At 73.2% G+C, this 22,532-nt stretch carries 16 protein-coding genes; 6 read left to right on the top strand and 10 right to left on the bottom strand.

What is annotated here, in order from left to right; genetic code table 11:
• Positions 1-129 precede the first annotated feature (129 nt).
• From ES689_RS00295 to ES689_RS00280, 4 genes are all read left to right on the top strand, one after another.
• Positions 130-1,365, top strand: coding sequence for an extracellular solute-binding protein (locus tag ES689_RS00295; protein ID WP_191330213.1), 1,236 nt, complete (start codon positions 130-132; stop codon positions 1,363-1,365).
• On the top strand, positions 1,362-2,471 hold the full coding sequence (locus tag ES689_RS00290; RefSeq protein WP_223269298.1) for a carbohydrate ABC transporter permease: 1,110 nt from the start codon (positions 1,362-1,364) through the stop codon (positions 2,469-2,471). Before ES689_RS00295 ends, ES689_RS00290 begins: the two co-directional genes overlap by 4 nt.
• Entirely contained in the window at positions 2,468-3,403 is a 936-nt protein-coding gene (locus ES689_RS00285; protein WP_146898693.1) for a carbohydrate ABC transporter permease, read from the top strand. The genes ES689_RS00290 and ES689_RS00285 overlap by 4 nt, the downstream gene beginning before the upstream one ends.
• Before the next feature lie 94 nt (positions 3,404-3,497).
• The gene (locus tag ES689_RS00280; RefSeq protein WP_146898690.1) at positions 3,498-5,633 is read left to right on the top strand and encodes a glycogen debranching N-terminal domain-containing protein; all 2,136 of its coding nucleotides are present in this window, start codon (positions 3,498-3,500) and stop codon (positions 5,631-5,633) included.
• Between the two features lie 189 nt (positions 5,634-5,822).
• Here the strand turns inward: ES689_RS00280 and ES689_RS00275 are convergent, their stop codons facing one another.
• Positions 5,823-6,416 carry a TetR/AcrR family transcriptional regulator gene (locus ES689_RS00275; protein ID WP_146898687.1) on the bottom strand — a complete coding sequence of 198 codons (594 nt, stop codon included), beginning with the start codon at positions 6,414-6,416 and terminating at the stop codon, positions 5,823-5,825.
• Positions 6,417-6,554: 138 nt separating this feature from the next.
• Between ES689_RS00275 and ES689_RS00270 the strand changes: the two genes are divergently transcribed.
• The gene (locus ES689_RS00270) at positions 6,555-9,104 is read left to right on the top strand and encodes a beta-glucosidase (RefSeq protein ID WP_223269297.1); all 2,550 of its coding nucleotides are present in this window, start codon (positions 6,555-6,557) and stop codon (positions 9,102-9,104) included.
• 147 nt (positions 9,105-9,251) lie between these two features.
• Here ES689_RS00270 and ES689_RS00265 read toward each other — a convergent pair whose 3' ends face one another.
• Both ES689_RS00265 and ES689_RS00260 read right to left on the bottom strand, forming a co-directional pair.
• Entirely contained in the window at positions 9,252-9,554 is a 303-nt protein-coding gene (locus ES689_RS00265) for a cupin domain-containing protein (protein WP_223269296.1), read from the bottom strand.
• Between the two features lie 616 nt (positions 9,555-10,170).
• Positions 10,171-10,914, bottom strand: coding sequence for a hypothetical protein (locus ES689_RS00260; RefSeq protein WP_146898678.1), 744 nt, complete (start codon positions 10,912-10,914; stop codon positions 10,171-10,173).
• 233 nt (positions 10,915-11,147) lie between these two features.
• On the opposite strand from ES689_RS00260, the gene ES689_RS00255 reads away from it, so the two are divergent.
• Positions 11,148-15,911, top strand: coding sequence for a tandem-95 repeat protein (locus ES689_RS00255; RefSeq protein ID WP_146898673.1), 4,764 nt, complete (start codon positions 11,148-11,150; stop codon positions 15,909-15,911).
• Between the two features lie 259 nt (positions 15,912-16,170).
• Here ES689_RS00255 and ES689_RS00250 read toward each other — a convergent pair whose 3' ends face one another.
• The 7 genes from ES689_RS00250 to ES689_RS00220 all read right to left on the bottom strand — a co-directional run bounded on the left by ES689_RS00250 (position 16,171) and on the right by ES689_RS00220 (position 22,390).
• Positions 16,171-17,457 carry a Y-family DNA polymerase gene (locus tag ES689_RS00250; protein WP_191330097.1) on the bottom strand — a complete coding sequence of 429 codons (1,287 nt, stop codon included), beginning with the start codon at positions 17,455-17,457 and terminating at the stop codon, positions 16,171-16,173.
• Positions 17,458-17,485: 28 nt separating this feature from the next.
• On the bottom strand, positions 17,486-17,896 hold the full coding sequence (locus ES689_RS00245) for a LexA family transcriptional regulator (RefSeq protein ID WP_223269419.1): 411 nt from the start codon (positions 17,894-17,896) through the stop codon (positions 17,486-17,488).
• A 316-nt stretch (positions 17,897-18,212) separates the two neighbouring features.
• On the bottom strand, positions 18,213-18,692 hold the full coding sequence (locus tag ES689_RS00240) for a nucleoside deaminase (protein WP_146898664.1): 480 nt from the start codon (positions 18,690-18,692) through the stop codon (positions 18,213-18,215).
• Positions 18,693-18,760: 68 nt separating this feature from the next.
• Positions 18,761-19,006, bottom strand: coding sequence for a VOC family protein (locus tag ES689_RS00235; RefSeq protein ID WP_146898661.1), 246 nt, complete (start codon positions 19,004-19,006; stop codon positions 18,761-18,763).
• Between the two features lie 89 nt (positions 19,007-19,095).
• The gene (locus ES689_RS00230; protein WP_223269295.1) at positions 19,096-20,493 is read right to left on the bottom strand and encodes an MFS transporter; all 1,398 of its coding nucleotides are present in this window, start codon (positions 20,491-20,493) and stop codon (positions 19,096-19,098) included.
• The gene (locus tag ES689_RS00225; protein WP_146898658.1) at positions 20,487-21,455 is read right to left on the bottom strand and encodes an aldo/keto reductase; all 969 of its coding nucleotides are present in this window, start codon (positions 21,453-21,455) and stop codon (positions 20,487-20,489) included. Before ES689_RS00225 ends, ES689_RS00230 begins: the two co-directional genes overlap by 7 nt.
• Positions 21,452-22,390: a helix-turn-helix transcriptional regulator gene (locus ES689_RS00220; protein WP_146898655.1), complete on the bottom strand. Its 939-nt coding sequence runs from the start codon at positions 22,388-22,390 to the stop codon at positions 21,452-21,454. The genes ES689_RS00225 and ES689_RS00220 overlap by 4 nt, the downstream gene beginning before the upstream one ends.
• Positions 22,391-22,532: the final 142 nt, after the last annotated feature.

Raw genomic sequence — 22,532 nt, 5'->3', positions numbered from 1 at the left:
GACAGCCGCGCGAGCAGGTGCCTACTCTAGCGACCACCCGGTTTTGATCGTTCAAACCCGAACCGACAGGACGACCGGGACGACCGTTCTCGACGAGGAGACACCGTGCAACGACGCATCCGCCGCCTGATGGCCTTCGGCGCCATCGCCACCGTGACCGGGCTCGCGCTCACCGCGTGCGGCTCCGGCTTCAGCGAGGGAGGCGGCGACGGCGCGAGCTCCGACGGCGCCCTCACCTCGAGCGACGACTCGCTCACCGTGCTGATCGCCTCGAGCGGCGACGCCGAGGCCGCCGCCGTCCGCGACGCCGTCGCGAGCTGGTCGGGCGACAGCGGCACCGACGCCGAGGTGAGCGTCGCCAGCGACCTGCCGCAGCAGCTCAGCCAGGGCTTCGCCTCCGGCTCGCCCGCCGACGTCTTCTACCTCTCGACCGACGCCCTCGCCGGCTTCGCCGAGAACGGCAGCCTGCTCGCGTACGGCGACCAGCTCAGCGAGACCGACGACTTCTTCCCCACGCTCGTCGACAGCTTCACCTACGACGACCAGTTCTGGTGCGCCCCCAAGGACTTCTCGACCCTCGGCCTCGTGATCAACGAGCAGATGTGGCAGGAGGCGGGCCTCACCGACGCAGACGTGCCCACCGACTGGGACGGCCTGTCCGACGTCGCCGCGAAGCTCACCACTCCCGACCACGTCGGCCTCGCCTTCGGGGCCGAGTACGCCAGGGTCGGCGCCTTCATGGCCGAGGCCGGCGGCTCGCTGACGAACGAGGACGGCACGGAGGCGACGGTCGACTCCGACGAGAACGTCGAGGGCCTGACCTACGTGAAGGACCTCATCACGAGCGGGAACGCCGCGTTCGCCGCCGACCTCGGCGCCGGCTGGGGCGGCGAGGCCTTCGGCACCGGCAAGGCCGCGATGACGGTCGAGGGCAACTGGATCGCCGGCGCGATGAACGCCGACTACCCCGACGTCGACTACCGCGTCGCCGAGATGCCCGCCGGCCCCGGTGGCCAGGGCACCCTGCAGTTCACCAACTGCTGGGGCATCGCCGCGGACAGCCCCAACCAGCAGGCCGCGCTCGAGCTCGTCGAGCAGCTCGTCAGCACCGACCAGCAGCTCGCCTTCGCCGACGCGTTCGGCGTGATGCCGAGCGTGCAGTCGGCCGCCGACCAGTGGAAGACGGACAACCCCGACTCCGCCGCGTTCCTCGACTCGGCCGACTTCGCCGTCGGCGTGCCGACGCAGCAGGGCGCGGCCGACGTGATCGCCGACTTCAACTCGCAGCTCGAGGGCCTCAGCTCGGCCGAGCCGGCCGACCTGCTCGAGTCGTTCCAGTCGAACTACGCGGCGATCCTGCCGTGAGCACCGTCTCGCCCCGCGTCGGACGCAGGGCCCGCCCCGGCACCGCCTCGCGGGGCGAGGCCACCTCGGGCTGGCTCTTCGTCACCCCGACCATCGTGATCCTCGGGCTGTTCCTGCTCGTGCCGATGGTGATGGCCCTGTGGGTCAGCGTCTCCGACTGGAGCGGTCGCGGCTCGCCCTTCAGCTCCTCCGTCGGCTTCGTCGGCCTGCAGAACTACGACGACCTCGTGAACGGAGGCGGGCTGGCGGCCCGCGACTTCGGCATCTCGCTGCGCAACAACGCCTGGTACGTCGTCTTCGTCGTCCCGATCCAGACCGCGGTGTCGCTGTTCCTCGCGGTGCTGGTCAACCGGCAGGTGCTGCGCGGCCGGGGCTTCTTCCGCACCGCCTTCTACTTCCCGTCGGTGACGAGCTCGGTCGCCATCACCGTCGTCTGGCTGTTCCTCTTCACCCAGACCGGCGCCGTGAACCGCGCCCTGTCGTGGCTCGGGATCGAGGGGCCCGCGTGGTTCCAGGACCCGAGCGGCGTCGTCCACAACGCCCTCGGCGCCGTGGGCATCACGGGCCCGGCGTTCCTCACCGACCACGACCTGCTCGGCGTGAGCTGGTGGGACTGGTTCGCCGGCCCCTCCGTCGCCATGAGCGCCTTCGTGCTGATGGCCGTCTTCACCACCAGCGGCACCTTCATGCTGCTGTTCATCGCGGCGCTGCAGAACCTCGGCGGCGACGTGCAGGAGGCGGCGATGATGGACGGCGCGAACGCCTGGCAGCGCTTCTGGCGCGTCACCCTGCCGCAGCTGCGGCCGACGCTGTTCACCGTGCTGACGCTCGGCCTGATCGGCACCTGGCAGGTCTTCGACCAGATCTACACGGGCACGCAGGGCGGTCCGGCCAAGACGACGCTGACGCCCTCGTACCTCTCGTACACGTCGGCCTTCGCCGGGCAGGACTGGGGCCGCGGCGCGGCCATCGCGTTCGTGCTCTTCGCGATCATCGTCGTGCTCACGATCGTGCAGCGCGCGGTGCTGCGCGAGCGGCCGGTCTCCCGACGACGCATGTCGCTGTACGAACCGACGGCCACGAAGCAGAAGGAGGCGCGCCGATGACCGCCACTGCCCCCGTCACCGACCTGGTCGGCACGGGCCGAACCGCCGGGCCTCCCCCGTCGTCGTCTGCTGCGGACCGCAGGGGGCCTCGGCCGCCGCGCCGCACCTCCTCGACGGTGTCGTCGTCGGTGCTCTACGCGGCGCTGGTCGCGCTGGCGCTCGTGTACATCGTGCCGTTCCTGGTGAGCGTCGCGACGTCGTTCAAGACCGACGCGGACGCCGCGGCCGACCCGCTCTCGCTGGTGCCCGCGACCTGGACCACGGCCGCGTTCCAGACGCTCTTCGTCAACAGCGACTTCCCGACCTGGGCGACGAACAGCGCGATCGTGGCGGTGTTCGTCACCGCCGGCCGGGTGTTCTTCGACTCGCTCGCGGGCTACGCGCTGGCCCGGCTGCGGTTCCGCGGGCGGGGCGTCGTCTTCGCCGCGCTGATCGGCGTGATGGCGGTGCCGAGCGTGGTGCTGCTGATCCCGAAGTTCCTGGTGATCAACCAGCTCGGCATCTACGACTCGTACGCCGGCATGATCATCCCGCTGCTCGTCGACGCGGCCGGGGTGTTCATCATGAAGAACTTCTTCGAGTCGATCCCGCCGAGCGTCGAGGAGCAGGCCCGCATCGACGGCGCCGGCACCTTCCGCGTGTTCTGGTCGATCGTGCTGCCGATGGCCCGGCCCGCGCTGATCACGATCATCATCCTGTCGTTCCAGGGGTCGTGGAACGAGCTCTCGCACTTCATCATCTCGACCCAGTCGCCCGAGCTGACCACCCTCACGAAGGGCGTCGCGGGGCTCGCCTCCGGACAGCTCAGCCAGGGCAGCCAGTACCCGGTGAAGCTCGCGGCGGCGGTCGTGATGACCATCCCCGTGGCCGTGATCTTCTTCGTGTTCCAGCGCCAGATCATGAACAGCAGCGACGGGGCCGTGAAGGAGTGAGGTCCGGAGCCGGCCCCCCACCGGGGCCGGCTCGGTCCCGCCCACGCCCGCAGCACCTCCCCCGCACGCCCCCAGCGCAAGGACCACTCTCGTCATGACCGACACCACGTCACGACCCACGACCGCCGCCGCCGCTGCAGACGCCGCAGCCGCCGCCGCCGCCGCCACGTCAGCCTCGGCGGCCTCGGCGGCCGGGCCGCTCCAGCCGTTCCTCGCCGCCGAGACCGTCGTGCTCAAGGCGCCCGCACAGGCCTGGTCCGACGCCACCGGCGCGATGGGCGCCGCCGCGATCCACGGCGTCTGGGCCGGCGACACCCGCGTGCTGCGCGGGCACCGGGTCGAGGTCGGGGGCAGCAGGGTCGAGACCATCGCGGCGGTGCCGCTCGGCGCCTCCTCGATCCGGTTCGAGTCGCTGCTGCGCGGCCTCGACGACCACGGGGCCGACCCCGACGTGCGGCTGTCGCTGCTGCGCGAGGTCGGCACCCGCGGGGTCCGGGAGACGCTGACGGTGACCTCGCGCCTGGCTCGCGAGCTCGACGTCGTGCTGACCGTGGCCGTGCGGCCCGACGCGTCGTCGATGGACGAGGTCAAGGCGGGGCTGCCGGCCGTGCCGCCGCGCGACCTGCAGGTCGACGGGGCGCGCGCCTCCTGGTCGGGCGGCGATGCCGTGACGACGCTGACGCTGACCGGCGCGGCGGGCGGTGCCGACGCAGGGGGCGCGGCAGGCGGGGACGACGGAGGCGCGGTGCAGGCCGAGAGGGACGAGCTGCGGCTGACCTGGCACCTGCGCGTGCCGGCCCGGGGTGCCGCCTCGGCCGGGCTCGAGCTCGCGACGGTGCTCGACGGCGCGGTCGTGTCCGGCGTCGAGGGCGACCAGCGCTGGGGCGCGCTCGACCCTGCGCCGCACGACGACCGTCTGGCCCGCTGGCTCGACCAGGCGCTCGGCGACCTGTCGGCCCTGCGCATGACCACGATCGAGCGCCCCGACGACGTGTTCTTCGCCGCCGGGGCACCCTGGTTCTTCACCCTCTTCGGCCGCGACTCGCTCTGGGCCGCGCGCCTCGCCCTGCCGCTCGACCCGGACCTCGGCACCGGCCGGGGCATCGCCGCCGGCACCCTGCGCGTGCTCGCCGGCCTGCAGGGCACGCGGGAGGTCGCGGCGAGCGCCGAGCAGCCCGGCAAGATCATGCACGAGCTCCGCCAGCGGCCGCTCGAGATCCACGGCGAGGGCGTGACGCTCGCTCCCCTCTACTACGGCACGGTCGACGCGACGGCGCTGTGGGTCTGCCTGCTGCACGACGCCTGGCGGGCCGGCCTGCCGGACGACGAGGTGCGGTCGCTGCTGCCGCACCTCGAGGCGGCGCTCGCCTGGATGCGCGACCACGGCGACAGCGACGGCGACGGGCTGCTCGAGTACGTCGACGAGACCGGCCACGGCCTCTCGAACCAGGGCTGGAAGGACTCCGGCGACAGCGTCCAGTGGAGCGACGGACGACTCGCCGACGGCCCCATCGCGCTCTGCGAGGTGCAGGCGTACGCGCACGAGGCCGCGGTGCACGGTGCCGACCTGCTCGACGCGTTCGACCGGCCGGGGGCCGACGAGTGGCGCGGCTGGGCCGACCGGCTGCGGACGGCGTTCCGCGAGCGGTTCTGGGTCACCGATGCGCGCGGCCGGTTCCCTGCCGTCGCCCTCGACGCCGACAAGCGCGCCGTCGACACGGTCACGAGCAACATCGGCCACCTGCTCGGCACCGGACTGCTCGACGCCGACGAGGAGGCGCTGGTCGCCGCCCGCCTCGTCGGCCCCGAGCTCGCGAGCGGCTTCGGCCTCCGCACGCTCAGCTCGGACGCGGCCGGCTTCTGGCCCCTCGGCTACCACCTCGGCACCGTGTGGACCCACGACACCGCCGTCGCGATCGCCGGCCTCGCCGCGACCCACCACCACGAGGAGGCGCGGCTGCTGTCCGAGGGGCTGCTCGCCGCGGCGCCGTGGTTCGGCTACCGCATGCCCGAGCTGCACGGGGGCGACGCCGCGGCCGACGTGCCCGCGCCGGTGCCGTACCCGGCGTCGTGCCGGCCGCAGGCGTGGGCGGCGGCCGCGGCGGTCGCCGTGTGGGCCGCGACGTCGCGCGCGTGCGCGTGCGGCGACGCGGGCGACGGCGCTGCCGCTGAGGCCGGCGGTGCCCGCGGGGCGGGCGGGGCGGGCGAGGCCGGCCGAGCTGGCTCCTAGGGACGCGGCCACCGCCTCCTTCGGGTCCAGTTCTGCTCTGTGTGGTGGGTTCGGCGGGTTCCTGTCGTCCGCGGCGGGTCAGCGCCCACCCGCCGCGGGCTACGGGAACCCGCCGACCTCGGGCAACGACCCGCCGCGGGCTACGGGAACCCGCCGACTTCCGCCGACGGGTCGCTCAGCTCCTGAGGCTCAGCTCGCGACGGTCCGCGGTGCGCTCCGCAGCGCGAGGTCCCAGACGAGCCGGACGTGCGCGGCCATGTCGGTCGACGGGTCGAGCATCCACTGCAGCTGCATGCCGTCGCTGACCGCCATCATCACGGCGGCGAGCTTCTCGACGTCGACGTCGGCGGGCATCTCGCCGCTGGCCTGGCGCTCGCGCATCGTCTCGGTCAGCAGGGTGCGGAAGCGGACGTAGCGCTCGGCGAACCACGCGTGCGCCGGGTGCGACGGATCGCTCGTCGCGGCGGCCGACAGGCTCGTGAAGAGCTGCACCATCCCCGGGGTCTTCGCGTTGTGCTCGATGACCAGCAGGAACTGGTCGATGATGTCGAGGCCAGCCATGCACTGGGCGTCCTCGTCGTCACGGACGGTCAGGATCGCCAGGAAGAGCTCTTCCTTGCTGCCGAAGTGGTGCAGCAGGCCCGCCTGGGTGAGGTCGACCGCGTCGGCCAGCTCACGCACCGAGGTGCCGCGCATGCCGTTCCGGTCGACGACCTCGAGGGCTGTGCGGAGGATCTCCTCGCGCTTGGCCACGCCCTTCGCGTACGAACCCCGACGTGCCATGCGGCCAGGCTATCCGGTGCGGTCCGGGCGATGCCGCCGATGCCGCCTGCGCCTCGAATACCTAGTGACGTTCAGTCGCAAGTGCTAACGTCGAGGAGGGGGCGCCGACGGAGGCCCGCCCCGATCTCAGGAGGCACCGTGGCCGACGACACCACCACCCCGACCGACGCCGAGCACGCGACCGACGGCGTCGACGCCGAGCACGCGAGCCAGGCCGGCTCCGCGCCCGACGCGCCGGCGGTCACGCCCGCCGACCCGCGCCTCCTCGGCCTCGTCGACCGGCTCTCGCTCGAGCAGAAGGTGCAGCTGCTCACCGGCCGCGACTTCTGGACCAGCTGGCCGATCGACGAGATCGGCCTCCGCCGGATGCTGTTCTCTGACGGCCCCTCCGGCGTCCGCGGCGAGACCTGGGACGAGCGCAGCCCGTCGCTGAACCTGCCCAGCGGCACCGCCCTGTCGGCCGCGTGGGACACGTCGATCGCGCGTCGCTACGGCCACGCCTCGGCCGTCGAGGCCCGCCGCAAGGGCGTCGACGTCGTGCTCGGCCCGACCATCAACCTGCACCGGTCCCCCCTCGGCGGCCGTCACTTCGAGGGCTTCAGCGAGGATCCGCTGCTCACCGCCGACCTCGCCGCCGCCTACGTCGCGGGCGTGCAGGAGAACGGCGTCGGCGCGACCCCGAAGCACTACGTCGCCAACGATTTCGAGACCGAGCGCTTCACCGCGGACGTCGTCGTCAGCGACCGAGCGCTGCGCGAGCTCTACCTGGCCGCCTTCGAGAAGAGCGTCGTGGAGGCGCGGGCCTGGCTGGTCATGAGCGCCTACAACTCGATCAACGGGACCACCGCCTCCGAGAACGACCTGCTCGAGACGCCGCTGAACAGCGAGTGGGGCTTCGACGGCGTCGTCATCAGCGACTGGACGGGCGTCCGCTCGGTCGACAGCGCGAGGGCCTCGCAGGACATGGCGATGCCCGGGCCGGTCGGCGCCTGGGGCGACGCGCTCGTCGCGGCCGTCCGGTCGGGCGAGGTGCCCGAGGAGGCGGTCGACCGGAAGGTGCTGCGCGTCCTGACCCTGGCCGCTCGCGTCGGCGCCCTCGAGAGCTTCGAGGGCGTGCAGCCCGGGTTCGTCGAGGACGGCGTCGCGTTCGCGCGCGAGGCCGAGGCCGCCGGTGCCGTGCTCGTCGCCAACGACGGGATCCTGCCGATCTCGCCCGGCTCGGTGCGCACGATCGCGGTGATCGGCGACAACGCCGACCGGGCCCGCACGCAGGGCGGCGGCAGCGCCACCGTCGTGCCCCAGTCGGTCGTCAGCCCGATCGAGGGGATCCGCGAGGCGTTCCCCGACGCCGAGGTGACCTGGTCGGTCGGCGCGGTCGTGCAGGAGGGCGTCGCCGAGCTGCCCCTCGCCGAGCTGACCAACCCCGTCACGGGCGAGCCCGGCGTGCACGTGTCGTTCCTCGACGCGGGAGGCGCGGAGATCTTCACCGAGGAGCGCCGAGCGACCTCGTTCGTCTACATCGGCGGCGACGCCCCCGTCACCCGCCTCGGCGAGTTCGTCGCGACGACCACCTGGACGCCCTCGGCCACCGGCCGCGTGCGGCTCGGCTTCGCCTCGATCGGCGAGGCGACCTTCGTCGTCGACGGCGACGAGCTGTTCACGGCCTCGGTCGCCGCCGAGGGCGACGAGCTGGGCGCGGCGCTGCTCGCGCCTCCGAGCGAGTCGCACCCGCTCGACGTCGAGGCAGGGCAGACGGTCGACCTGACCGTCCGGTTCCGCCGGGCGAAGGCCAGCGGCGAGTCGTTCGACGGAGCGATGATGTTCACCTTCGGCCTCGACGCCGACGACTCCGACCCGCAGGTGCTGATCGACGCGGCCGCCGCCGAGGCCGCAGCGGCCGACCTCGTCGTGCTCGTCGTCGGCACCAACAGCAAGGTCGAGTCGGAGGGCTTCGACCGCGCGACCCTCGCGCTGCCCGGCCGCCAGGACGACCTCGCCCGGGCCGTGCTCGCGGTGAACCCCCGCACGGTCGCCGTCGTCAACGCCGGCTCGCCAGTCGAGCTGCCCTGGCGCGACGACGCCGCGGCGGTGCTGCTCACCTGGTTCGGCGGGCAGGAGTACGGCCACGCCCTGACCGACCTGCTCACCGGCCTCGCCGAGCCCGGCGGCCGCCTGCCCACGACCTGGCCGGCCGCCACCGCCGACGTGCCCGTCCTCGACGTGACGCCGGTCGACGGCGTGGTCCGCTACGACGAGGGGATCCACGTCGGCTACCGCGCCTGGCTCCGCGCCGGGGCGACGCCCGCCTGGCCGTTCGGGCACGGCCTCGGCTACACGACCTGGCAGCAGTCGGGCCTCGTCGTCTCCGACACGGTGAGCGCAGGAGGCGCGGTCACGGTCTCCGTCGAGGTCGCGAACACCGGCACCCGCGCCGGCAAGCACGTGGTGCAGGTCTACGCGTCCCGCCCCGACTCCGCGGTGGACCGTCCGGCCCTCTGGCTGGTCGGCTTCGTCCCCGTGCAGCTCGAGGCCGGCGCCTCGACCACCGTCGAGGTCACGGTGCCTGCGCGGGCCTTCGCGGACTGGCGCGACGGCGCCTGGGCGCACGAGCCCGGCGAGTTCACGCTGCACGTCGGCACCTCGGTCGCCGAGCTGCCGCTGGCGACGACGACGCGGGTCGTCGGCTAGGCCGCCGTCCCGGCTCGCACCCGCGGGCAGCCGGTCGACCGGGAGTTCCTCCTCGGGCTCGTCGACGGCGTGGTGCTGCCCGCCGTCGGGCTGCGCCCGCCCGCCCGCCCACCCCGGGGCCTAGGCGACGCCGACCTGCGCTCCGCGTTAGCGGAATTCGCCGAGCTGGCGCTCGACCGGCACCGTCCCCTCGACGACCACGTCGCCGGTGTGTGCGGTCGTGACCGTCTCGATCAGGACGATCTCCACCTCCTCGTCGGCGATCGGGTTGTGCTGCACCCCTCGCGGCACGACGTGGAACTGGCCGGGGCCAAGCACCACCTCCTGGTCGCCCGGCAGCTGGATGCGGAGGCGGCCGGAGACGACGAGGAACATCTCGTCCTCGGCGTCGTGGGCGTGCCAGACGAGCTCGCCCAGCAGCTTCGCGACCTTCACGTACTGGTCGTTCACCTGCCCCACGACCCGAGGGGTCCAGTGCGCCTCGACCTGGCCGAGCTCGTGGGGCGATGTCGATGCCGGCGATGTTCGTCATGGGGCCATCCTGCCGTGCGGTCTCCCCTGTCCGGTCGCGCAGGCGCGCCCAGACCGGCTGACCGCACCTCCCGTCTGCACACGGATCCACGGCCGCCCACGCACCCCGGCAGCAGTTCCGGCCTCCCCATTCAGGACGATCAGTCCTGAGATCGCAGTACGCAGGAGGCGCGCTCCGGAATCGTGCACGACTCAGGACGACCGGGCCCCCACCTCCTGAATTCGCAGCCGACGCGGTGCGCGCGGGCTCGCCTGCTCGCTGGGCCGCCCGAACTGCGCGCGCTGCGGCTCGAGGGCGGGTGATCCGGGTCGAGGGCGGGTCCGCGGCGACCCGCCCTCGACCGAGAGGACCCGCCCTCGGCACGATCGCGGCAGGTGCGCGGGGCAGGGGCCGACCAACGCGGGCGGGATTCAGGAAGTCGGAGCGGACGGGTCCTGGATCGTGCACGGATCAGGAGCGGGACTCCTGCGCGATGCCAAGTCAGGACTCACGTTCCTGAATGAGGAGACACGGGGCAGGACGAGGAGGCGCGGGCTAGGCGTCCTCGTCGAGGAGGCGCGCGAGCTCGGGCGCGAGGGCAGCGGCCCAGAGCTGGTGCACCCGTGACCACGACCAGAGCCGGCCACGCACCTGCGCGGCCCCCGCGTCGAGGTCGGGGAACGGCACGAAGACGCAGTCGCCGCGACGCCGCACGAGCTCGATCGTCGCGGCGTCGAGGCGCTCGATCTGGGCTCGGATCATGCCGCGGCCCATCCAGGCGCTCTCGGTGAAGCGGTCCATCGGCGGGATCCCGCCCACGATCACCGGGCTGAGCACGCGACCGGGTCGACGGGCCCTGTCGAGGAGCCGGTCGAGGTCGCGCGTCCAGGCCGTGGCCGAGGTCATCAGCAGGACGTCGCTGTAGCCGAACGCGACGACGACCGCGTCCACGTCGGCCAGGGCCGTCGACGCGTGGTCGGCGGCGTCACGGACCGTCAGGAAGGCCGACCCGGCCTCGATCCACACCAGGGGCCGGGCGCGGTGGGCCTCGACGAGCGCGGCGACGCGGGCGAGGGTGGTGAGGTCGTCGTGCAGCACGCCGAAGCGGGCGGCGGCGGGGCTGCCGAGCCAGCCGACCCGGTCTGCCGACACGTCGGCCCGGGCCTCAACGGCCGCCCGCCGCGCCGCTCCCGTCGGCGCGGGCGGGAACGTCCCGCCGCGGACGAGGTGCCGGAACCAGGCCAGCCGGAGGCGCAGCACGGGACGCAGGAACCACCGCACCAGCTCCGTCGCCTCCATGCTCGCGACCGTACCCGGTCGCCCGCCCGTGTCGACGCGGCTGATCCGCTCAGCGCACCCGCACCTCCTGCGCTGTCCGCAGAACGAGTGGCGCACTCTCCCCGACCGCGTCGGGGTACCCCACTTGACGGCACATATGAGGACCACCGGACGGAGGAGGGCCTTGCGGGCGCTTGACTCTGACAGCTCCGCGATCCCCCGTCGCCGGGCACCACCCGACGAAAGGCTCCGCCGTGCCCACCAAGCACCGCGCTCGATCAGCGCGCCCTCAACTCCGATTGCTGGCAGGCAGCTGCGTCATCGCGCTCGTCGCCGGCGGCTCGGCCCTGCTCGCGCCCCAGATGGCCTCCGCGGCGGAGAAGTTCTCGACCGCGGCGATCTACGGGACCGTCTCCGGCTCCTCCTCGGTGGTGTCGATCGACCGGGCCACCGGCGCGACGGCCACGGTCCTCACCGAGCCGACCGGCGCGACCGCGCTGAACCAGCTCGGCTTCACGAACGACGGCGACAAGCTGCTCATGACCAACGACAAGAGCATCTTCGAGTACACGGCGTCGAGCGGCACCTGGGAGGTCACCCCCCGGTCGGGCACCGCCGCCGCCGTGGCCACGCAGATGGGCGGCGTCGACCCGCGGACCGACAAGTTCTGGTTCGGCGGCTTCTCCGCGTCGACGGCCGACGAGGCCACGTTCACCTTCACCAGCTACGACCCGGCCACGAACACCATCGCCGGCACCTCGACGACGGTCAAGACCCTCTCGGCTCCCGGGACCAACGGCGACCTCGCGTTCGACCGACTCGGGAACATGTACTTCATCTCGAGCAGCAACGTGTCGAACGGGGGCACCGGCACCGCCCAGGTCTTCCGCGTCGACGCCGCGGCCCTGGACGGGGGCACCACGAAGGCGACCCCGGTGGGCCCCTCCATCGCCCCTCCGTCGGCCCTCACCTCGCTGGCCTTCGCCGACGACGGCTACCTGTACATCTCCGGGACCGGGGCGAACAGCTTCCTCAAGGTGAACCCCGTCACGGGTGCCATCCTCGAGCGGCGCTCCCCTCGCTCCGCCCTGACCGACATGGGCACACGCCAGTACCCCTCGACCGGCCAGGCGTCGACGACGCTCTCCGAGGGGCGCCACGACACGGACGACCAGTTCACCGTCGCCGTCGGCGGCGGGGACATCCCGAAGCCGGCCACCGCGAGCACGATCGACACGGGCACGTCGGCGACCGCGGGTCCCGTCATCCTGCTGCCGGGCCAGTCGTACACGGCGACGCAGACGCCCGCCAACGACAAGACGAACCCGGCGGACTACGCCACGGCCTACCAGTGCACCGACCTGGGCACCGGCGCCGTCGTCTCGGAGGGCACCGGCAGCACCGCCGCGTTCACGGTGCCCTCGGCCAACGGCAGCAACGTGAAGTGCGCCTTCACGAACCCGCTCGCCGGCCCGACCGCCCAGGACGACACCTCACGCGGCAACGCCGAGGGCCGCCCGGTCACCGTCGACGTGCTCGCCAACGACTCCGGCGACCTCGACGCCACGACCGTGCGCCTCCTCGCGACCGGCGTCACCGGCGCGCAGCTCTCGAGCGACGGCCGCACCCTCGTCGTCCCCGGAGAGGGCACCTGGACCGTCGACCCGACCACGGGCCGCGTGACCTTCACGCCCGCTGCCGGCACGGCCGGTGACCCGACCACCCTGACCCCGACCCCCGTCGGCTACACCGTCGACGACGTCCGCGGCAAGCGCGGCTCGGCCGCGATCACCGTCGCCTTCGCCGGCACCGCCGTCGCCGACGCCGCGACGACCAGCCAGGGCTCCGCCGTCGAGATCGACGTGCTCGGCAACGACCGAGGCCGCATCGACCGCACGTCGGTGACCTTCCCCGCGAGCGGCCAGCCCGCCGGCGCCGTCGTCTCGGACGACGGACGCACGATGACGGTGCCCGGCCAGGGAACCTGGACCGCCTCGGCGACCACCGGCACGATCACCTTCACGCCCGACCCGGCGTTCCGTGGCGACGCCGCCCCGGTGACGTACCGTGCCCTGGACGCCGACGGCACCGCCTCCACGGCTCCGGTCTCCGTCTCGGTCACCGCGCTCGCCCCCCGGGCCACGGACGACATCGCGACGACCGGCCAGAACGCCCCCGTCACGATCGACGTGACCGCCAACGACGCCCCCGGCGTGACCGGCGGCACCCCGGTCGACCCGACCACCGTCGTGTTCCCCGCCGCGGGCCAGCCCGTCGGGGTCACGGTCTCGGACGACGGCCGCACCGCGACCGTCGCCGACCAGGGCACCTACCGGGCCGACCCCCTCACCGGCGTCGTGACCTTCACCCCGGCGCCCGGCTACGCCGGCGACGTGGCCATCGTCACGTACCAGGTGTCGGACACCAGCGGCCTGACGGACACGGCCACCATCGAGGTGACCGTGAACACGGTCGCCCCGACCGCGAACCCCGACCGCCCGACCACCACGCAGGGACGCCCTGTCGTGACCGACGTGCTCGACAACGACGACGCCGGCAACGAGCAGACCCCGATCGACCCGACCAGCGTGTCGTTCACCACCCCCGGCCAGCCCGCCGACGCGACCGTGTCGAAGGACGGCCGCACGCTGACCGTGCCCGACCAGGGCGTCTACGAGATCGACCCGGGGACGGGCGAGATCAGCTTCACGCCCGAGCCCGCGTTCCGCGGCGAGGCCACCCCGGTCAGCTACTGGGTCGCCGACAGCGACGGCGAGTCGTCCGTGACGACCGTCACGGTCACCGTCACCCCGGTGGGCCCGGCACCCGCCGACGACACGGACGCGACGAGCCAGAACACGCCCGTCCTGATCGACGTGACCTCGAACGACGCCCCCGGCGTGGAGGGCGGCACCCCGCTCGACCCGACCACCGTGGTCTTCCCGACCGCCGGCCAGCCCTCGGGCGCAACGGTCTCGACCGACGGCCGCACCCTGACCGTCCCCGGCCAGGGCACCTGGACGGCCGACCCGGCCACCGGCGGGGTCACCTACACGCCCGCTCAGGGCGCCACCGGCACGACGAGCCCCGTCGTGTACCAGGTCGCCGACACCGGCGGCGCCCAGGGCACCGGCAGCATCACGGTGACCGTGGCGCCCGTCACGCCGACCGCGACCGACGACACGGCCGAGACCCGTCAGGGCACCCCGGTGACGGTCGACGTCGTCGACAACGACCGTGGCGGCAACGCCCGGACCGCCGTCGAGCCGACCTCGGTCGTGTTCCCCTCGGCGGGCCAGCCCACGGGGGCCGTCGTCTCGACCGACGGCCGCACCCTGACGGTCGCCGACCAGGGCAGCTACACGATCGACCCGGCCACCGGCGCGATCACCTTCACCCCCGTCGCCGGCCTGCGCGGCACGGCGTCGCCGGTGGTCTACGGCGTCTCCGACGTCGACCGCACCGCGACCACGGCGACGCTCACCGTCACGGTGCGCGCGGTCGGGCCGAGGGCCCAGGACGACACGGCGAGCACGCCGCAGAACACGCCCGTCACGATCGATCTCCCGCAGAACGACGCTCCCGGCGTCGCGGGCGGCACGATGGTCGACCCGAGCACCGTGGTCTTCACCTCGGCGGGCCAGCCGAAGGACGCCGTCGTCTCCGACGGCGGCCGGAAGCTGACCGTCCCGTCGCAGGGCGTCTGGACCGTCGACCGCACGTCGGGCGTCGTGACCTTCACGCCGGCCGACGGCTTCGCCGGGACCACGACTCCGGTCACCTACCGGATCGCCGACGCCGGAGGAGCCACGAGCACCGCCGTCGCGACGGTCACGGTGACCCCGGTCGCCCCCCGCGCCGTCGACGACCAGGCGAGCACGCCGCAGAACACGCCGGTCACGATCGACCTCCTCGCCAACGACGCCGCCGGCGTCCGCGGCGGCGCGGCCGTCGACCCGACCTCCGTCCTGTTCACGACGACCGGCCAGCCGGCAGGAGCGCTGCTGGCCGACGGCGGGAAGACGCTCACCCTGCCGGGCGTCGGCGTGCTGCGGATCGACCCCGCGAAGGGCTCGGTCGTCTTCACGCCGGCCAAGGCCTTCGTCGGCTCCACGGCACCCGTCACCTACCAGGTCACCGACGCTCGTGGGCTGACCGCGACGGCCACCGTCGTCGTCACCGTCACCTCGGTCGTCCCGACGGCCGCCCCGGACAGCGCGCAGACGCCGGCCAGGACCCCCGTGACGATCGACCCCGTGGCGAACGACGCGCCGGGCAACGCCGGCACCCCGCTGGCCCCGACGTCCGTCCGGCTGCTCGACGGGGCCGGCTCGCCGGTCACGGTCGTCGCGATCGCCGGCACCGGGACGTTCACCGTGGACACCACGACGGGACGCATCACCTTCGCCCCCGAGGCCGGCTACACCGGCACGGTGACCGTGCCCTACGTCGTCGGCGACGTCGACGGCGGCACCGCCCGCTCGACCGTCACGGTGACCGTGGGCACTCCCCCGACCGCTGTGGACGACCGCAGCTCGACGACCCCGGGCACGCCCGTGACCGTCACGGTGACGGGCAACGACAGCTCGGGCTCCACCGCGCTCGACCCGCGCTCGGTGCAGCTCGTCGACCCGGCGACCGGTGAGCTCGTCTCGTCCGTGACCGTCCCCGGCACGGGCACCTTCACGGTCGGCACCGACGGCACGATCACCTTCACCCCCGAGGCGACTTTCGCCGGAACCGCGACCGTCGCCTACTCGGTCGCCGACGAGGACGGCAGCCGCTCGATCGCCGAGCTCGCCGTCACGGTGCCCGCCGCCCCGGTGCCCGCCACGCCCGGCATCGCCGTCACCCCGGCAGCTGAAGGAGGCGGCGTGGTCGTGACCGCACCCGGCGGCGGCAGCCTCGCCTTCACCGGCACGGAGCTCGCGGTGCCCGCGAGCATGGCGGTGCTGTTGCTCGTCGCGGGCGGGAGCCTGCTGGTGGTCCGCCGCCGGAAGCCGGCACGCCGACACTGATCGGCGCGGGGCACTGGCCGGGAGCACTGAGCTGCCCGACCCGGTGAGCTGAGGAGGCGCACGGCACCCGCCGTGCGCCTCCTCCGTCGTCGAGGAGGCGCCGCACCCCCGGCGCCGACTGCACCTCAGGCACCGACCGCACCCGCACCTCCCTCGGCCGACGGCGATCGGACCGAGGGCGCGTCTCCCCCCGGCGGCGACGCCTCCGACGACGGGGACGCCACGCCGCGCTGAGCCGAGGCTCAGCCGGTGACGCGGGTCAGTTCGCCTTGACGGTGGCGAGCTCGTCCCAGTGGGTGGTCGCCCGAGGCGAGACCATGTCGCGCTTCATCGACCATCCGCGGCGGTGACGCAGGCCGGCGACCCCGAGGCCCAGGGTCTCCTCGCCGAACTTGCCCGCGATGCGGTCGATCACGGCGCCGTAGGCCGGCGGCGCGGCGCCCTCGAGGTCGAACACGTCGAGGCTGGCGTGCTCGTCGCGCGGGGTCAGCTCCATCAGCGTCACGCCAGCGCGCACGTAGCGCTTGCCGGGCTCGAGCTGCGGGCCGAGCGCGGCGATGGCCGCCCGGGAGAGGGTCGCCGCGTCGTCGGTGGGCTCGGGGAACGCCACCGACACCGAGTGGTTCGTGTGCGCGGCGCTGTCGGAGAACGGGGAGGTCGCCGCGAAGCAGCGCATCATCCGCGCCAGCGAGCCCTGCCTCCGCAGCCGAGCCGCAGCCCGCTGCGTGTACACGGACAGCACCTCCTCGAGCTCGGTCACCGTGGTGACGGGCACCGCGAACGACCGCGAGTGGTAGATCTGCTCGCGCTCGGGCTGGACCTCTTCGATGGGGAGGCAGTCGACGCCGCGCAGCTCGTGCACGACGCGGGCCTGCACGACCCCGAACCGCGCGCGGATCCGTGCCGCATCGGCGTCGCGGAGGTCGGCTGCCGTGTGGACGCCGAGCGGCGCGAGCTTCTTCGCGGTGCGGCGCCCGATGCCCCAGACGTCGCCGACGTCGACGCTGGCGAGGATGGCGGTCTGCCGGTCGGGGGCGTAGCTGCCCAGGTGACAGACGCCTCCCAGTGCCCTGTTCTGCTTCGAGCCGCGGTTCGCGAGCTTCGCGAGGGTCTTGCTGGGGGCGATGCCGATGCTCACGGGCAGGCCGATCAGCTTGCGCACGGCCCGACGGATCTCGCGGGCCTGCGCGATCGTCTCGTCGAGCGTGCCGGTCAGCTCGATGAACGACTCGTCGATCGAGTAGACCTCTTGGCTGCTCGTGTAGCGGCTGAGGACCTCGGCCGACCGGGCCGACATGTCCCCGTAGAGCTCGTAGTTGCTCGAGACGGCCACGACGCCCTGCATCTCGGCGATGGGCGCGATGCTGTGCCAGGGCGCGGCCATGTCGACGTTCAGCGCCTTCGCCTCTTCGGACCGGGCGATGACGCAGCCGTCGTTGTTCGACAGGACGACCACCGGACGCCCCTCGAGGGCCGGGTCGAACACCCGCTCGCACGACACGTAGAAGTTGTTCGCGTCGACGATCGCGATGCTGCGATCGGACACACGAGGCGCAGACGCAGGCACGAGATGCTCAGACACGGTGCAGGCACCTCGTCACGACGCCCCAGACGGTCGCCTCGTCGAGCTCGGACAGCACGATCTCGGGGTAGGCCGGGTTCTCGGGGCTGAGCACCATCTGCCCGTCGCGCCACGACAGGCGCTTGACGGTCAGCTCGGCGTTGACGACTGCGACGACGACGTGCCCGTCGCGCGCGTCGAGCCCGCGGTCGACGACGAGCTCGTCGCCGTCGAAGATGCCGGCGCCGGTCATGCTGTCGCCGCTGACCCGCACCAGGAAGGTCGCCGTCGGGTCGCGCATCAGGTGCCGGTTCAGGTCGACGGGCCCGTTGTAGTACCCCTGCGCAGGCGAAGGGAAACCGGCGTGCACGGCCTCGGCGGCCTGCTGCGGGAGCAGGTGGTCGGGCCGTGGCTCGCCGCCCACCGCGCCGATCACCTCGGTCACGGTCGCTCCTCCCACGTCATGCCCGGACGGTAGCACCGGCCGCCGACACTGCCGCGCCGGCGGTTTCGCGTACCGCCGCTCGCTCACGCCGTGGCCCGTGCTCAGGCCACTCTGGTGCGCGAACATCTTCTAGCTCTTTCAGGAAGTGGCAGGCACACCGTCCTGAACCCTGCACGACTCAGGACGAGGGGTCTAGCTCTCGCGCAGATCAGGACCCATGTTCCTGAATGAGGAGACTCGAAGAAGGGGGAGCGCACCTGTCGAGGGGCGTCGCGACGCACCCGTCGAGGAGGCGTCACGACGAGTGTCGAGCGGTCCAGTCCGCGAAGGGCGCCGTCGCACCATCGACGTGCCCCTGCTCGGCCGCCAGGGCGCGGTCCTCGGGGGCCTTCGCGTACTCGTCGTAGAAGGTGGCGAGGCTCATCAGGCGGTTGCCGTCCTCGTAGTGCTCGCCCTCCTCCTCGCGGCTCACCGCGTAGACCACGCGGTCGGGCTGTGCGTAGTAGAGCGCCCCGAGGCACATCGGGCACGGGTACGCCGTCACGTAGGCGTCGAAGCCGCGCAGGTCGGTGATGCCCTGCTCGGCGGCCTGGCGGATGGCGAGGATCTCCGCGTGCGCGGTCGGGTCGCCGGTCTGGGCGACGTGGTTGCTCGCCTCGACGACGACCTCGCCGTCACGGACGAGCAGGCACGCGAAGGGCTTGCCCCCGACGTCCACGTTCTCCTGGGCGCGCTGGACGGTGAGGGCGGTGAAGGTGTCGTCTCGTTCGGTCATGCCCCGAGAGTGCACCCCGCGCACACGCGGGCGTCCAGGCAGACAAGAGCCAGGGAGGCGGTGGGCGGCTACGCGGAAGCGGTCGCGCCCGCCTCGGTGTCCGGCTTCATCCAGAACGGCGACCAGTGGTACCCGTCGAGGTCGTCGAACTGCCGCATCGCACGGCTCGTCAGCATGACGTTCTGGTCGGGCGCGATCGCGAAGCACGACGACTCGGGGCCCGACATCGCCGCCTGCAGCTCCCAGCCGAGCGCGGCGTAGAAGGCGGTCGCGCGCTCGACGTCCGCGACGGGACAGCTGATGAAGAGGGTCATGCGCACACACTCGTCCCGGGCAGACCTGCCGTCAAGGGGCCAACGTCCCGGACGCGCCAGGCGCGCGTCAGGCACGCGTCAGGCGTGCGTCAGGCGTGCTCGGGCCGCTGCCGGATGAACAGCGCGGCCCCGGCGGCCACCACGACGACGCCGGCCGCGACGACGAAGCTGACCTGCAGCCCCGGCACGAACGACGACGCCCCGGCCAGCAGGCCGCCCAGCACGGCGATCGCCACGGCCCCGCCGACCTGCCGGAACGTGTTGAAGACCGCGCTCGCCGTGCTCGCGCGCTCAGCCGGCGCCGAGGCCAGCACGACCGACGTCACGGGCGGCATCGCGACCGAGCCGCCCAGGCCCGTCAGGACGAGCAGCCCGGCGAACAGCCAGGGCGAGCCGAGGGAGGCGGTGGCCGCCATGGCGAGGAGGCCGACGGCCATCGAGGTCAGCCCGGCCGCCACCGGCACCCGCGGCCCGAAGCGGTTCGAGAGGCCGCCGCTGACGATGTTCCCGGCCACGGCGAACGCCGCGGAGGGCAGGAAGACCAGCCCGGCGAGCAGCGGCGACAGCCCCAGGTGCTGTTGCAGGTACAGGCTGACCACGTAGACCGAGCCGAAGTTGCCGACCATGAACGCGAAGCCGACCCCGAGCGAGATGCGCATCTCGCGGCTGCGGAAAAGCACCGGCGGCATCATCGGGTGCGCGACGCGCGACTGCACGACGAGGAACGCGGCCACTCCGACGAGGGCGACGGCGAGCGCCGCGACGACCACCGGCTCGGCGAAGCCCGCCGCGCCTCCTTCGATCAGTCCGTACATCAGGGCGACGAGGGCGACCAGCGACAGCGCCTGGCCCGCGCCGTCGAACGGCGTCGACACCGTCGACGACGGCGCGACCGCACGGAGGAGCACGAGCATCAGCACGCAGACGGGCAGGTTGATCAGGAAGACGAGCCGCCAGTCGATCGTCGTGAGCAGCCCGCCGAGGAGCGGGCCGACCGCGGTCGCGACGGCGCCGCCCACGGCCCAGATCCCCAGGGCGCGGGCCCGCTGGCGGGCGTCGGGGAACCCCTCGCGGATCAGCGCCATCGACGCGGGCAGCATCGCCGCCGCGGCGACGCCCTGCACGAACCGGGCCGCGATCAGCGCGCCGACCGTCGGCGCCGCCGCACAGGCGACCGAAGACAACAGGAAGAGCGCGATGCCGACGCCGAGGGTGCGCTTGGCGCCGATCCGGTCGGAGAGGTTGCCGGCCGACAGCAGCAGCGCCGCGAACATGAGCGTGTAGCCGTCGATCACCCACTGCTGCGCCGTGGGCCCGCCGCCCAGCTCGTCGCCGATCCGGGTGAGCGCGACGTTGACGATGAGGATGTCGAGGGTGATCAGGAAGAACGCGAGCGACGCCAGGAACAGCGCACGCCGTGCCGCGGCCGGAGCAGGCCCGGCCGGCCGCCCGGTGCCGGCGCTCCGGGCGCCCTGCCCCGTCACCACCAGAACGGCGCCTGCGGCACGTAGTGCTCCTCGAGTCGGCGGACGTCGTCGTCGGTCAGCTCGACGTCGAGCGCGGCCACGGCGTCGGCGAGGTGGTGCGGCTTCGTCGCGCCGACGATCGGGGCCGAGACGACCGGGTTCCGCAGCACCCAGGCGACCGCGACCTGGGCCATCGACACCTCGTGCTCGGCGGCGACCTGCTCGACGGCGTCGATGATCGGCCCGTCGGCGTCGGTGTCGAACGCCTTCGCGACCTCGTCGACGGCCGAGCGGTCGGTCGTCACGTCGCGCGGCCTCGTCAGCCGCCCCTTGCCCTGCGGCGAGTACGGGACGAGCCCGACGCCGAGGTCGGCGCAGAGCGGGATCATCTCCCGCTCCTCCTCGCGCTTCAGGAGGTTGTACTGGTCCTGCATCGACGCGAACGGCGCCCAGCCGTGCACGGCGGCGGCCGTCTGCAGCTTCGCGAACTGCCACGCGAACATGCTCGACGCACCCGTGTACCGGACCTTGCCGGCGCGCACGAGGTCGTGCAGCGCCTCCATCGTCTCCTCGACCGGCGTCTCGTCGTCGAAACGGTGGATCTGGTACAGGTCGATGTAGTCCGTGCCGAGGCGTCGCAGCGACGCGTCGACCTGCTCGTGGATCGCGGCCCGCGACAGCCCCGAGCCGCCGGGGCCCTCGTGCACCTTCCCGCTGACCTTGGTGGCGAGCACGATCTCCTCGCGCCGCGAGTACTCGCGCACGGCACGCCCGACGAACTCCTCGCCGGTGCCCTGCTGGTAGACGTTCGCGGTGTCCCAGAACGTCACGCCGAGCTCGACCGCCTGGCGGAAGAAGGGCGCGGAGGCCTCTTCGTCGAGGGTCCAGGTGTGCAGGCCCCGCGTGGGGTCGCCGTAGCTCATGCAGCCGAGGCCGATCCTGCTCACTCGCAGGCCCGTGGTGCCGAGTCGTCCGTACTTCATCGTGTGGTGTCCTCTCGTCGTGCGTCGTCGTTCGTCGGGTGCCGGCCGGCGGTCTGCCTGGTCTCCCGCGCCTCCTGGGTGGCAGGGGTCGCGCCCCAGCTGGCGAGGAGGCGGAGGCGCTCCTCGGTCGGCGTGCCCGGCTCGGCGCTGTAGATCAAGAAGTTCAGCCCACGCTGCCCCATCGGCTCCATGGCCTCGTAGACGAGCTCGAGGTCGCCGACGACGGGGTGCCGGAACGACTTGTTCCCCGACGCGTGGTGCCGGACCTCGTGCGCGCCCCACCGCGCGCGGAACTCGTCGCTGCGGGTGGACAGCTCGCCGACGAGGTCGTGCAGCGCCTTGTCGTGGGGGTCGCGGCCCGCCTCGGTGCGGAGGATGGCGACGTTGATGTCGGCGGCGATCGACCAGGACGGGTAGAAGGCCTCGGCCAGCTCCCGGTGCAGGAAGACGAAGCGGGCCAGGTTGACGGGTCGCTCGGGCAGCGCGTACAGGTCGGAGTAGAGGGCGCGGAAGAGCGCGTTCTCGCCGAGCACGTCCATCCGGCCGTTCCGGACGAAGGCCGGGCCGGCCGTCACGGAGTCGAGGGCGAGCTGCAGGGCACGGGAGATGCCGACCGGCCGGGACCTGGCCCGCGCGCGGCTGCGGACCGGCGACTCGTTCGCCGCCCGGGCGAGGTCGGCCAGGTGCGCGTGCTCGGCGTCGTCGAGCAGCAGGGCGGTGCCGACCGCCTCGAGCACCGCCTCCGAGACGCCGCCGAGGTCGCCGCGCTCGAGCCGCGAGTAGTACTCGACGCTGACGCCGGCGAGCATCGCCACCTCGGTCCGTCGCAGGCCCGGCACCCGACGCCCGGGGCCGCCGGGCAGCTCGACCTGCTCCGGCGTCACACGGGCGCGCCTGGTGGTGAGGAAGTCCCGCACCTCGCTCTTGTTGTCCATGGCATCGACCGTACGACGCCGGGGCGGCCCGAGGGGTGCTCCGGTGGGGCACGTGTCTGCTGCCCTCGCAGGTCGATCGGGGGCCGCTCACCCCGAGCAGGCCGGGGGAACCGGCGGTGGACGCTCTGCCCCGCCCGCGTCA

This window comes from Frigoribacterium sp. ACAM 257, from assembly GCF_007954365.1.
In the GTDB taxonomy this organism is placed as follows: domain Bacteria; phylum Actinomycetota; class Actinomycetes; order Actinomycetales; family Microbacteriaceae; genus Frigoribacterium.
The sequence above is the reverse complement of the archived record's forward strand: the minus strand, read 5'-3'. Positions and strand labels throughout refer to the sequence as shown.

Excerpts from the sequence above, each read along its gene's own strand:
- ES689_RS00235 (WP_146898661.1), bottom strand. The coding sequence starts at position 19,006 with ATGACCCTCTTCATCAGCTGTCCCGTCGCGGACGTCGAGCGCGCGACC.
- ES689_RS00280 (WP_146898690.1), top strand. The coding sequence starts at position 3,498 with ATGACCGACACCACGTCACGACCCACGACCGCCGCCGCCGCTGCAGAC.
- ES689_RS00240 (WP_146898664.1), bottom strand. The coding sequence starts at position 18,692 with ATGACCGAACGAGACGACACCTTCACCGCCCTCACCGTCCAGCGCGCC.
- ES689_RS00295 (WP_191330213.1), top strand. The coding sequence starts at position 130 with ATGGCCTTCGGCGCCATCGCCACCGTGACCGGGCTCGCGCTCACCGCG.
- ES689_RS00285 (WP_146898693.1), top strand. The coding sequence starts at position 2,468 with ATGACCGCCACTGCCCCCGTCACCGACCTGGTCGGCACGGGCCGAACC.
- ES689_RS00225 (WP_146898658.1), bottom strand. The coding sequence starts at position 21,455 with ATGAAGTACGGACGACTCGGCACCACGGGCCTGCGAGTGAGCAGGATC.
- ES689_RS00260 (WP_146898678.1), bottom strand. The coding sequence starts at position 10,914 with ATGGAGGCGACGGAGCTGGTGCGGTGGTTCCTGCGTCCCGTGCTGCGC.
- ES689_RS00275 (WP_146898687.1), bottom strand. The coding sequence starts at position 6,416 with ATGGCACGTCGGGGTTCGTACGCGAAGGGCGTGGCCAAGCGCGAGGAG.
- ES689_RS00220 (WP_146898655.1), bottom strand. The coding sequence starts at position 22,390 with ATGGACAACAAGAGCGAGGTGCGGGACTTCCTCACCACCAGGCGCGCC.